11 protein-coding genes are annotated in these 11904 nt (G+C 71.5%); 4 read left to right on the top strand and 7 right to left on the bottom strand.

Annotation, left to right across the window (positions count from 1 at the left end):
- Positions 1-9 precede the first annotated feature (9 nt).
- The 7 genes from ACFY0U_RS23450 to ACFY0U_RS23420 form a co-directional block, all read right to left on the bottom strand.
- A complete protein-coding gene (locus ACFY0U_RS23450) occupies positions 10-1551 on the bottom strand; it encodes an oligosaccharide flippase family protein (protein WP_388638784.1) in 1542 nt (513 codons plus the stop codon).
- On the bottom strand, positions 1514-2380 hold the full coding sequence (locus ACFY0U_RS23445) for a Wzz/FepE/Etk N-terminal domain-containing protein (protein WP_388638782.1): 867 nt from the start codon (positions 2378-2380) through the stop codon (positions 1514-1516). The genes ACFY0U_RS23450 and ACFY0U_RS23445 overlap by 38 nt, the downstream gene beginning before the upstream one ends.
- Positions 2381-2431: 51 nt before the next feature.
- A complete protein-coding gene (wecB, locus tag ACFY0U_RS23440; protein ID WP_388638780.1) occupies positions 2432-3565 on the bottom strand; it encodes a non-hydrolyzing UDP-N-acetylglucosamine 2-epimerase in 1134 nt (377 codons plus the stop codon).
- 3 nt (positions 3566-3568) lie between these two features.
- On the bottom strand, positions 3569-4828 hold the full coding sequence (locus tag ACFY0U_RS23435) for a nucleotide sugar dehydrogenase (protein ID WP_388638779.1): 1260 nt from the start codon (positions 4826-4828) through the stop codon (positions 3569-3571).
- Positions 4828-5598, bottom strand: coding sequence for a WecB/TagA/CpsF family glycosyltransferase (locus ACFY0U_RS23430; protein ID WP_388638777.1), 771 nt, complete (start codon positions 5596-5598; stop codon positions 4828-4830). Before ACFY0U_RS23430 ends, ACFY0U_RS23435 begins: the two co-directional genes overlap by 1 nt.
- Positions 5595-6758, bottom strand: a complete 1164-nt coding sequence (locus ACFY0U_RS23425) for a hypothetical protein (protein ID WP_388638775.1) — start codon at positions 6756-6758, stop codon at positions 5595-5597. Before ACFY0U_RS23425 ends, ACFY0U_RS23430 begins: the two co-directional genes overlap by 4 nt.
- Before the next feature lie 270 nt (positions 6759-7028).
- Positions 7029-7628 (bottom strand): acyltransferase, encoded by a 600-nt coding sequence (locus ACFY0U_RS23420; RefSeq protein ID WP_388638773.1) that lies wholly within the window; start codon positions 7626-7628, stop codon positions 7029-7031.
- A 431-nt stretch (positions 7629-8059) separates the two neighbouring features.
- Here ACFY0U_RS23420 and ACFY0U_RS23415 point away from each other — a divergent pair, with 431 nt between their 5' ends.
- From ACFY0U_RS23415 to ACFY0U_RS23400, 4 genes are read left to right on the top strand one after another with little or no spacing between them, the layout of a single operon-like run.
- Positions 8060-8989, top strand: coding sequence for an ABC transporter ATP-binding protein (locus ACFY0U_RS23415; RefSeq protein WP_388638771.1), 930 nt, complete (start codon positions 8060-8062; stop codon positions 8987-8989).
- Positions 8989-9813: an ABC transporter permease gene (locus tag ACFY0U_RS23410; RefSeq protein ID WP_388638770.1), complete on the top strand. Its 825-nt coding sequence runs from the start codon at positions 8989-8991 to the stop codon at positions 9811-9813. Before ACFY0U_RS23415 ends, ACFY0U_RS23410 begins: the two co-directional genes overlap by 1 nt.
- Before the next feature lie 26 nt (positions 9814-9839).
- The gene (locus ACFY0U_RS23405) at positions 9840-11165 is read left to right on the top strand and encodes a sensor histidine kinase (protein ID WP_388638768.1); all 1326 of its coding nucleotides are present in this window, start codon (positions 9840-9842) and stop codon (positions 11163-11165) included.
- Positions 11162-11824: a response regulator gene (locus ACFY0U_RS23400; protein WP_388638766.1), complete on the top strand. Its 663-nt coding sequence runs from the start codon at positions 11162-11164 to the stop codon at positions 11822-11824. The genes ACFY0U_RS23405 and ACFY0U_RS23400 overlap by 4 nt, the downstream gene beginning before the upstream one ends.
- The last annotated feature ends 80 nt before the right edge of the window (positions 11825-11904 follow it).

The raw sequence follows: 11904 nt of genomic DNA, 5'->3' as shown, positions 1-11904 counted from the left end.
GGGTTCACCTCAAGTCCTGTCGGGTGGGCCGACCGGTGCGGTGGACCGGTGGCGGCCGCGCGGGGGCCGGTCGCCGCCGCCGCGCAGGAAGTCGCGGCTGGGCAGGACGCACAGCGTGTAGCCGGCCAGGGCGAGCGTGCTGAGGGCGAGCAGCGCGAACGGACCGTCGCCGAACGAGTGCTCCAGGCCGAGGATGATCGCGGTCATCACGGCCCCGCCGAGGAAGGGCCACGCGCACGCCCTGGCGATCAGGCCGACACCGACGCCACCACGGCTCAGGGCGAACAGGAACACGGGCACCACGATGCCGCCGCCGACCAGGACATGGGCCTGGGCGGCGCCGACGATGCCGTTCAGACGGGCGCCGACGAGGAGCACCGGGACCAGGGTCACCAGCCACAGTCCCTGCACCATGAAGAGCGAGCGGCGTTGTCCGATCGCGATCAGACAGTCGTAGGCGAGCTCGCTGCCGATACGGATCAGACCGAGGGCCATCAGCCAGGGCAGCGCCGCGGCGGCGGGCGCCCAGTGGCCGCCGTAGATCAGCTCGATGGCCGGTCGCGCGAGGCCGGCCAGCAGGACGCAGAGCGGGACGGTGGCGGTGACCACCACGCCCAGGGCACGGCTGAAGCCGTGGGCGAGCGCCTGGGGCGACTCGGCGAGGCGTGAGAAACCGGCGAAGGAGACCCGGCGCACGGCCTCGGAGATGATCCGCACCGGCCAGCCGGAGATGTTGAAGGCGAGCACGTAGAAGCCCAGCGCCACATTGCCCAGCGTCGCGCCCACCACCATGGTGTCGACGTTGACCACCGCGAGGGCCAGAAGGCTCGCCCCTGCCAGCGGAAGCCCGAACCTCAGGAGTTCCCGGGCCTGCCCGGCGTCCCAGCCGTACTTCAGGGTGCCCGGTGCGGCCAGGCAGCAGCCGATCAGCGTCACGAAGTTGCCCGCCACGGCTCCCCAGGCGAAGCTCATCGCGCCCCAGCCCTGGAAGGCCAGGAGCAGGGTGAGCGAGGTGCTGATCACGAAGTTGAGCCCGTCGATGATCATCCGCTTGCCCTGGGCGAAGTCACGGGTGAGGAACTGGGCGGGCACCGCCGCCATCCCGCCGATCAGCACGCACAGGCACATCACCCGCAGGACGCCGGTGGCGTCCGGCGAGCCGAGCAGGTCCGCCACCGTCGGTGCCGCCGCGAACAGTGCCACGTACAGCAGGCCGCTGGAGAGGGTGCTGAGGGTCAGCACGGTCGGCGCGAACCGCCGGGGGTCCCCCTCCCAGCGCACGATGGCCAGGCTCACTCCCAGCTCGTTCGCGGAGAGCAGGACCAGCAGCACGGTCTGGGCGATGCCGTACACGCCCCACTCCGCGGGGCCCAGGGCGAAGCGTGCCAGCACGATGCCGGTCGCGAAGTTGCCCAGACGCAGGACAACGGTGTTGATCAGGCTCCAACGGGCCGCCGACCGGACCTTCTTGCCGAGGGAGGGGGCAGCGGGCGGAGCGGGGGTGTCGCTCGGCTCAGCGGTCCCGCTGTCCGGTGTGCGAACGCTGTCCACTGGTCGACTCCTCGTCGAGCGGCTCGGCGGCGGGTGCCATGACGACGGCGGACCGCCCCGCTTTCGTCTCCGCGGCAGGTCGGTTCCCGGCCGACCGTGCCCAGGCGGGCGGGGTGCGCAGCGCGATGGTCTGTTCCGTGGCCGACTCCTCGGCCGCCGGAGCGGGGGAGGGCGTGCGCGATGCGGCCGGCGTCTCCGGGACATCGGCCGGCTCCACGACGTCCCGCGGGTGCGACCGGCGCCGCGCCTCCACGTAGAAGACGGCGACCAGGCTCAGTACCAGGCCCAGGCCCCCGGCCATGATCATGTACTCGAGCCGGGTCTTGGTCTGCGCGACCGGTGGCTGCGGGGACACGATCGTGGTCAGCCGGATCATGGCCTTCGGGGCGACCGACTGGTCCTCCTGGAACTGCTTCAGCCGCTCGTCGGCGTACTCGGTCAGGATCTTGTCCGAGGCCAGCACGGCACGCTTGTCCGTGCCCGTGACGGTCAGCCACATCAGCGGCCCCTGGGCGTTGTCGGCGAGCTTGGCCTCGAACGTGCCTTGCGCGCCACGGGACTTGAGCTCCCGTACGGAGTCGTCGGAGTTGAGATTGCGGGCCAGGCTGTCGGCCATGCCGGTGAGCGAGGTCTGGGTGCTCAGGAACGGGTTGCCGTCGTAGGCCACGGTGGCCTTCTCCGAGTTGAGCAGGATCACCGTGCTCTGCGACTGGTACGTGACGGGAACCACCAGCGTCACGGCGACCGTCAGCCCCACGGTCAGCAGCAGCCCGGGCAGCAGGATGTACCAACGCCTGCGCATGACCCGGAAGATCTCAGCGAGATCCATGACGGTCCCCCCTAGCGACCAGATGTTCGACGAGCTTATGTTTCAGGCGGATCATATGGGGAGTGATGGGTCACCGGGTCTCGGCTGATCAGTGGGTCTGGGGCGGGTGCCGGCGGTGCCTCCCGTGAGCAGTACGTCGGCGATGCGGTCGCTCGCGCGGCCGTCCCACAGGTCCGGCCGGCGCGGCGCGGGAGGCTCGTCCAGGACCCGGTTCACCGTGGCCACGATGCGTGCCGGATCCCGCCCGGCCAGCGCGTTGGTGCCCTGCTCGACGGTGATGGGCCGCTCGGTGTTGTCGCGCAGGGTCACACACGGCACGCCCAGCGCGGTGGTCTCCTCCTGCACCCCGCCCGAGTCGGTGAGCACGACACGCGCGGAGTCCTGGAGGGCGATGAAGTCCAGGTATCCGGCGGGCGGTACGAGCCTGACGCCCCCGGGGACACCGATCTCGGCCAGCCGCTGGGCCGCCCTCGGGTGCACGGGCAGCAGGAGCGGGCAGCGGCCGGCGATCTCGCCGAGGGCTTTGAGGAGCCCGGCGAGGACCTCGGGGTCGTCGACGTTGGCGGGGCGGTGCAGGGTCACCAGGCCGAACTCGCCCTTGGCCAGCCCGTATCGATCGAGGATGTCGGAGGCCCTGGCCCGCTCCAGGTTGGTCAGCAGCGTGTCGATCATGACGTTGCCGACGAGGTGGATCTGGTCCTCCCGGTACCCCTCCGCGCGCAGGTTGTCGACCGCGTCCGGCGAGGGGGCCAGGAGGTAGTCGCTGACGCGGTCGGTGGCGACGCGGTTGACCTCCTCCGGCATGCCCCAGTCACGGCTGCGCAGACCGGCCTCGACATGGGCGAGCAGCGGCCCGGCCTTGGCGGTGACCAGGGCGCAGGCCAGCGTGGAGTTGATGTCGCCGACCACCACGACGATGTCCGGGCGCACCTCGTCCAGGAGCGGCTCGAAGGCGGTCATCACCCGGCCGGTCTGCTCGGCGTGGCTGCCGGAGCCGACCCCGAGGAAGCGGTCGGGCGGCCGGATGCCGAGGTCGGCGAAGAACACGTCGTTCATGGCCGGGTCGTAGTGCTGGCCGGTGTGGACGAGGACCACCTCGGCGCCCCGGCGTTCCAGGGCGTCCATCACCGGTTTGATCTTCATGTAGTTGGGGCGGGCCCCGGCGACGCAGACGATGCGCGGCATGGTTCAGAGCACCTCGATCGTGGGTCCCGACGGCAGCCGGCGGCGGCAGTCCAGGACGAAGGGAGCGTGTTCGGCGACGAGTTCGTAGTCGAAGCCGTCATGGTCGGTGAGCAGGACCACCACATCGGCGGCCGACAGTTCCTCCGGGGTGGGCTCGACCCGCACCAGACGGGTGTCCACCGGCAGACTCTCGACGACATGCGGGTCCGCCGCCCTGACCTGGGCCCCCATGTCGAGCAGCAGCTGGGAGATGCGCAGGGCGGGCGACTCCCGGGCGTCACCGGTGTTCTTCTTGTACGCCAGGCCGAGCAGCAGGATCCGCGAGCCGTTCACCGAACGGCGCCGGGCGTTGAAGTGGTCGCTGATGCGGCGCGCCACGTACTCGGGCATGTGGTTGTTGATGTCGTTGGCCAGCTCCACGAACCGGAAGCTCTGGCCGAGTTCGCGCTGCACCCGCCAGGACAGGTAGGAGGGGTCGATCGGCAGGCAGTGTCCGCCGACGCCCGGTCCCGGCGTGAACTTCATGAAGCCGAACGGCTTGCTGGAGGCGGCCTCGATGGCCTGCCAGACGTCGATGTCCAGGTGGTGGGCGAACATCGCGATCTCGTTGACGAGCGCGATGTTCACATGCCGGAAGGTGTTCTCCAGGAGCTTGGCGAGTTCGGCCTCCTTGGGCGAGCTCACCGGCACGGTGGTGTCGACGAGTTCGGCGTAGAAGTCCTGAACGGCCTTGAGGGAGGCGGCGTCGACGCCGGAGACGACCTTCGGGGTCTCCTGGAAGCCCCAGACGGCGTTGCCGGGGTCGATGCGCTCGGGGCTGTAGCCGAGGTGGAAGTCGGCGCCCGCGGTCAGGCCCGAACCGTCCTCCAGGAGCGGGCCGAACAGCTCCTGGGTGGTGCCGGGATAGGTGGTCGACTCCAGGACGACGGTGGCCCCGGGGCGCAGATAACGGGCGAGGGCGACCGCCGACTCCTTGATGTACCGCAGGTCGGGAGTGCCCTCGTGCAGCGGGGTCGGCACGGTCACCACGGCGACGTCGAACCCCCCGCAGTCACGGGCCGATTCGCTGGGTCTGTAGGTGCCGTTGTCCAGCGCCGCGCGGACCCGCTCGGAGGAGACGTCCTCGACGAAGGACTCACCGGCGGCCAGGCTCTTGATCCGCCGGGCGTCGACGTCGTAGCCGATCACCTCGTGTCCGACCTCGGCGGCGCGGATGGCCAGCGGCAGGCCGACGTATCCCTGTCCAACCACGACGACACGCATCAGTGACTCCTGTTCGCGGAAGCGGCCTGCGGGGTGGGCCGGATGAACTCGCGCGCCGTCATCAGGACGAAGGCAGCATTGGTGGTGAGATAGCGCCGGCCCAGGCGGCGCGGCTCCTGGAGCGTGCGGTAGAGCCATTCGAGGCCCATCCGCTGCCAGGCGGCGGGGGCCCGCTTGGTGATCCCGGCCAGGATGTCGAAGGAGCCACCGACCCCGTGCACGACCCGGGCGCCGGTGCGCGCGCCGTAGGTGGCGGTGAAGATCTCCTTCTTCGGCGAGGTCATGCCAAGGAAGAGCATCTGGGCGCCGCTGTGCGCGATGTCGTCCGCGATGGCCGCCTGCTCGGAGTCGTCGAAGTAGCCGTTGCGGCTGCCGGCGACCTTCAGACCGGGGAAGCGGTCGGCGACCCGGCGCAGCATCTCCTCCAGCACCTCCCGCTTGGCGCCCAGGAAGTACACCGACATGCCCGCCGACTCCGCCTCGCCCAGCAGCCGCAGGAACAGGTCGATCCCGGCCACCCGCTCCGGCAGCGGGGCGCGCAGCACCCGGCCGGCCCAGACCACGGCCTGTCCGTCGGCGACGACGAGATCGCACCCGGACACGGCCTCGGCGAGCCTCGGGTCGCGCCGCATGTTCACCAGCTTCGCGGCGTTGACCACCCCGATCTCCAGCTGACGGCCCTCCCGGACCGCGTCCAGGCAGCGCTCCACGGTCTCGTCCATGGTCAGCGGGTCCAGCTCGACCCCGAACAGGGTCCGGCGCTCGCTCATATCCGGCCCCCCTGCCAGGCGTAGAGCATCCAGCCGAACTCGTACGGCCGGCATTCGCGGTCCACGGACAGGGGGCGGTACACCCGGTCCAGGGACTTCAGCCGCAGGCCCGGCGCGAGGCGGGTGCCCAGGCCCCGGGCGGCGCGTACGGCCTTCTTCGGGTCGCCCCGGTAGACCTTGCGCCAGGTCGCGCCGAGCTCGTCGAGGATCAACGGCTCGTGTCCCGCGCCCAGTTCGGGCACCTCCGCCATCCAGCGCAGGCCCTTGCGGATCGCCGGACCGAAGTCGCCGCCGCCGGCGTCGGTGAGGTCGAACAGTGCGGTCGGGGCCATCGCGTGCTGGTGGACGCTGTAGACCGGGTAGCCCTCCACGACACCGCCGGTGCGCGCGTCGTAGTGCCACCACCACTGCCCGCCGTCGCCCTGGAGCTCGCAGATGCGCCGCGCGCACGCCTCGGACGCGGCCAGCGCCTCCGGGTCGCCGCCCTGGTCGTCGCTGGCGTGGGCACGGGCCAGGGCCTGGAGCGGATACGTCTGGTCGGCGAAGCAGGCCACATGGGCCCGGTACCAGGGCACCAGGCCGGGTCCGGTGGCGTGCGGGAACAGCGGGCTGTCGCCGACGCGGGCCCGCAGCAGACGGTCACGGGCGGCGGTGAAACGTCTCTCCACGTCGACCGTGCCACGCGCCGCCGCGAGCGCGGACAGCACCCATGCCGCCTCGACGGTGTACTGGGGCCGGCCGTCCTCGTCCAGGGCCTCGACGCGCGCGAGGGCGTCGGACAGCTTGGGGTGCCCGGTCTCGGCGGCGGCCCAGGCGATGAGCGCCGCGTCACCGAGGTTGGTCACCGCGGGCAGCGACTCGATCAGCAGACCCGTGAACTCCTGGGCGGTACGCCCCGCGAGCACCGCGCGCTGACGGTCCTCGGGGAGGAACTCGACGCCCAGCGCGGTGATGGCCGCGTACCGGGTGCTGGTCCCGCGTCGGTCCAACGTCCAGGAACCGTCGGAGGCTTTGCGCCCGGACATGGTGAAGGAGAAGGCTTCACCACCCGGGAGCAGCATCTGCGGGAGCCCCAACTCGGCCACCGACAGCAGTCGTTGGGCGAGTGAGAGCAGCGGCGGCTCCTCATGACCGAGCGCCGCCAGACGTGTGTTGGTCATCTTTTGGGCACACCAACCCCCCTGTGGGTCCGGTTTTGCGCAGACTGGGATCGCCGCTGGCACGGATGGCCATACGGCGGAAGAAGGCGGACGTCAGGCGCCGGAGTGGTCGTCGCTCCTGGCAGCAGGCATAGGTGTCCCCACCCCGTAACCCCCCCTGGGCACTACTGGTTCGTGTGCCTATTGTGCTCGGTCTGCACAGATCGCACACACGTTATGCCTGTAGATGTTCGATGATTTGCGGTTTTAGGGAAACAACGGAAACGGGAGTCATGCGCGTGGCACGAGCTCACCGTCCTTCTCGTCGTACAGCTCGCCCGTCTCGGGGCACTCCCACACGCCCAACTCGCCTTCCTGCTCGGTCAGTCGTACGCCCGCCCGGCCCACCCAGCCGATGCGGCGCGCCGGAACGCCGGCCACGAGCGCGAAGTCGGGCACGTCCCGGGTCACCACGGCGCCCGCCGCCACGAGCGCCCAGCGGCCGATGTGCACCGGCGCCACACACACCGAACGGGCCCCGATCGACGCCCCCTCGGCCACCACCACCGCCACGGCCTCCCAGTCGCCGCCGCGCTTCAGCCGGCCCTCCGGGTCCACCGAGCGCGGGAAGTAGTCGTTGGTGAAGACCGCCGCGGGGCCGACGAACACGCCGTCGGCGAGCACCGCGGGCTCGTAGACCAGCGCGTAGTTCTGGAGCTTGACGTTGTCGCCGATCCGCACGCCCGGGCCGACATACGCTCCGCGGCCCACGATGCATCCGCTGCCCAGCCGGGCGTCCTCCCGTATCTGGGCCAGGTCCCAGACCGTCGTCCCGTCGCCGATCGTGGCCGTCTCGTCGACCTGGGCGGTCGGCTGGATCCTGGAGCTCATCGGGCTGGACCTCTCTTTTCGCACAGAGCTGGAAGCGTCGCCCCACCAGGGTGGGCGCAGAGGGAAGGGCTCGTCACGACGAGATCCGGACCGCGACCGGCACGGGCTGCTCGGCCGACGTACGGGTGATGGGGCGCGAACGGATACCTGAGCCACCGGACAACAGGAGTGCCTTCACGAGATCACCATACTTACGCCACGCGCGCCGAAGAAAGGATTCCGCGCAGGTCGGCCGGTTCCGTGCAGCCCAGGCATTCCGCGCGTCCCGGCGAGGTCATCCTGGAGGCTGACCCGCCGTTGGTACCGCGGTACCAACGGCGCCGCGAAGTGACATCCGCGGGCCCAGGGACGGGTGCGAGGGCGCCCCTAGCGTGAGGAGGGAGAGACGTCACGGGTCCGCCGTGGCGGTGCGACGCGAAAGACGACGCCCGATGATCGAAGTACGCGACCTGACCAAGCGGTACGGGGACAGGACAGCCGTCGACTCACTGAGTTTCACCGTCAAGCCCGGCGAGGTCACCGGGTTCCTCGGCCCCAACGGCGCCGGAAAGTCCACGACCATGCGCATGGTCATCGGCCTGGACGCGCCGACCGGCGGCACGGCCACCGTCAACGGCCGCCGCTACGCGGAGCACTCCGCACCGCTCCAGGAGATCGGCGCCCTGCTGGAGGCCAAGTCGGTCCACCCGGGCCGCTCCGCCATCGGCCACCTCATGGCGCTGGCCCACACCCACGGCATCCCGCGCCGCCGGGTCGACGAGGTCATCGAGCTGGCCGGGCTGTCCAGCGTGGCCGGAAAACGCGTCGGCGCCTTCTCCCTCGGCATGGGCCAGCGGCTCGGAATCGCCGCCGCCCTGCTCGGCGACCCGGCCGTCGTCATGCTCGACGAACCCGTCAACGGCCTCGACCCGGAAGGCGTGTTGTGGGTACGCAACCTGCTGCGCCGCCTGGCCGACGAGGGCCGGGCCGTGATGCTCTCCTCGCACCTGATGAGCGAGACCGCCCTGATCGCCGACCACCTGGTGATCATCGGCCGGGGCCGGCTGCTCGCTGACACCACGGTCGACGACTTCACCCGCGAGGCCGGGGGCGGGGGAGTGAAGGTCGCCACCACCGAGCCGGTGAAGCTGCGGGCGCTGCTGGCCGGACCGGACGTCGTCATCTCCTCCAGCTCCACGGAGGAACTGCTGGTCTCCGGACGCGGCTCCCGCGAGATCGGCCTGATCGCCGCACAGCACGGAGTGCCGCTGTACGAACTCACCCCCCAGTCCGTCTCCTTGGAGGAGGCGTTCATGGAACTCACCCGTGACGAGGTCGAGTACCAGAGCGCCCCGGCCGAGGCAGCCCGGAAGGCCGGCTGATGACCGCCCCGACCCTCTCCGTCGTACGCCCTCCCTACAAGGTCACCGGCCGTCGAGTCCTGCGCGCCGAGTGGGCCAAGTTCTGGTCGCTGCGCTCCAGTTGGATCACCCTGGGCGTCGCCCTGCTCCTGCTGATCGCCATCGGCGCGATCGCCTCCGCCACCTACAGCCCCGACGCGGTCGCGGGCGACGGTCCGCCCGGACCGGGCGGCGGTGCCAGTGACGCCGTCAGCCTGGCCCTGACCGGACTGACCTTCGCCTCGCTGGCGATCGGGGTGCTCGGCGTGCTGGTCTCCGCCGGCGAGTACAGCACCGGCATGATCCGCTCCACCCTGGCCGCGGTGCCCCGGCGACTGCCGGTGCTGTGGTCGAAGAGCGCCGTCTTCGGGGCCGTCGCCTTCGTCGTCACCACCGTGGCCGCGCTGGCCGCCTTCGCGCTCGGCGGCCTGGGCCTGGACGGCGAGAAGATCGCGCTGTCCCTCGGCGACGACGGTGTGCTGCGCAGCCTCGTGGGCGCCGGCCTCTACCTCGGCCTGGTGGCCGTATGGGGTGTGGCCCTGGGCGCCCTGGTGCGGTCCACCGCCGGAGGCATCGCCATCCTGGTCGGCGTACTGCTCATCCTGAGCGGCCTGGCGACACTGCTGCCCGACTCCTGGGAGGACACCATCACGCCCTACCTCCCGGGCAACGCCGGCAGCGCGATCTACGCCCTGCACGAGTCCGCGGACTCCCTCAGCCCGGGGGCGGGCCTGGCGGTCTTCGTCGGGTGGGTCGTGCTCACGCTCGCCGGCGCGGCGTACCGGCTGGCGCGGACCGACGCCTGATCGACGCAGACCCGACAATGGGACGCATGAGAGCCCGGCAGGCGGAACAGAGCCCGGAGACGGCGGTGTCACCGTCCTCCGGGCTCGACGCCGCGTGGGCGCACCCGGTCCTGGGCCGGCTGCTGCGCGGACAGCGGCGCCAGCAGGGCCTGGACCGACGGCACCCCTGGCTGTTCGACACGGTCGTGGTCCTGGCCGTGGCCGCCGTCAGCCTGCCCGACGTGTTCACCGGCGGCGACGAGGGCCCGTTCGGTGGCGCCCGGCAGGGGTCCGACGTGCCGACCTGGGTGATGGCCGTCGGCGCCATCGCCCTCGTGCTGCCGCTGTGGTGGCGGCGCAGGGCGCCCGCCGTCGCCTTCTTCGCGGTCTCGCTGATCTCCCTGGTCCAGTGGTCGCTGGGGATCTGGCAGCAGGCCGGCGTCAGTCTGCTGGTCGCCCTCTACAGCCTGGCGTTGCGCGGCTCGCTGCGCACGCTCGCCTGGGCGGCCGGACTGATCGTCCTGGAGACGACCCTGGCCGTCTGTGTCCTGGTCCCGGTGGACCGGCCGCTGGTCGGCCTGTTCTTCCTGCTGGGCACCACGACCGCCGCGGTGGCCCTGGGCCTGACCTTCCGTACACGCCGGCTCTACATGGCGGCCCTGGAGGACCGCGCCGAACGGCTGGAGATCGAGCGGGAGCAGCGCGAGCGCCTCATGGCCGCCACCGAACGCTCCCGCGTGGCCCGCGAGATGCACGACATCGTCGGCCACAACCTCTCCGTCATGGTCGGCCTCGCCGACGGCGCCGCCACCCTCGCCGTACACGGCGGTCAGGAACCCGTCGAGGCCCTGCGCCTCATCGGCGACACCGGACGGCAGGCCATGGGCGAGCTCCGCCGCACCCTCGGCGTCCTGCGGGAACAGCCGGAGGACGCCTCGCTCAGCCCGCTGCCCGGCATCGGAGACCTGGACGCACTGCTCACGCGCGTCCGCGCGGCGGGGCTGAAGGTGACGTACCGGACGGGCGGCGATCCGGCCGCGCTCGGCGACGGCGTGCAGCTGACCGTGTACCGCATCGTCCAGGAAGCCCTCACCAACACCCTCAAGCACGCAGGCGCGGGAGCCGCGGCGGAGGTGACCGTCGCCGTGGAGAACGGCGCAGTCCACGTCCGGGTGACCGACAGCGGGCCACGGCACGGAGAAGGACCGCACCCGGCGACCGAGCCCGGACACGGTGTCGTCGGCATCCGGCAGCGGGCCGCGATGTACGGCGGGACCGTCACCATCGGTCCGCGCGACGGCACCGGCGGCTGGGTCGTGGACGTCCTGCTCGACGCCCCGGCCAAGCCCGAACCCGGGGAGCGCGCCTCATGACCACCGTCCTCATCGCCGACGACCAGCCCCTGCAGCGCCTCGGCTTCCGCATGCTGCTGACCGGCACGCCCGGCATGACGCCGGTCGGCGAGGCCGAACACGGCGCCGAGGCGGTGCGCATGGCCGCCGAACTGCGCCCCGACGTCGTCCTGATGGACGTCCGCATGCCCGGCATGGACGGCATCGAGGCCACCCGCCGTATCGTCGCCGCCGGTGGCCGCACCCGCGTCCTCATCGTCACCACCTTCGACCTCGACGAGTACGCCTACGCGGGGCTGCGCGCCGGAGCCAGCGGCTTCCTGCTCAAGGACGCCCGCCCCGAGGAACTCATCGCCGGCATCGAGGCCGTCGCGACGGGCGACGCGGTCGTCGCCCCCAGCCTGACCAGACGTCTGCTGGACACCTACGTCCATCAGGTCGCCCCGCCGCCCACCGCGGCCCCGGACCCGCGCGTCGCCTCGCTCAGCGGACGCGAGCACGAGGTACTGGTCGCCATCGGCCGGGGCTGGACCAATGCGGAGATCGCCGAGCGGCTGAAGCTCACCGAGTCCACGGTGAAGAAGCACGTCAGCCGGGTGCTCGCCAAGGTCGGCGCGCGCGACCGCATCCAGGCGGTGATCGTGGCGTACGACGCGGGGCTGGTCACGCCACGCTCCTGAGCAACCGGCCTCGGGCCTGGGCCTGCGCTCAGGCAGGCGGGGGTGCTCGGTGCCGTGGCGATCTCGCCGGGGCCGTCGCC

The sequence above is a fragment of the Streptomyces sp. NPDC001536 genome, from assembly GCF_042894505.1.
Classification (GTDB): Bacteria; Actinomycetota; Actinomycetes; order Streptomycetales; family Streptomycetaceae; genus Streptomyces.
The sequence above is the reverse complement of the archived record's forward strand: the minus strand, read 5'-3'. Positions and strand labels throughout refer to the sequence as shown.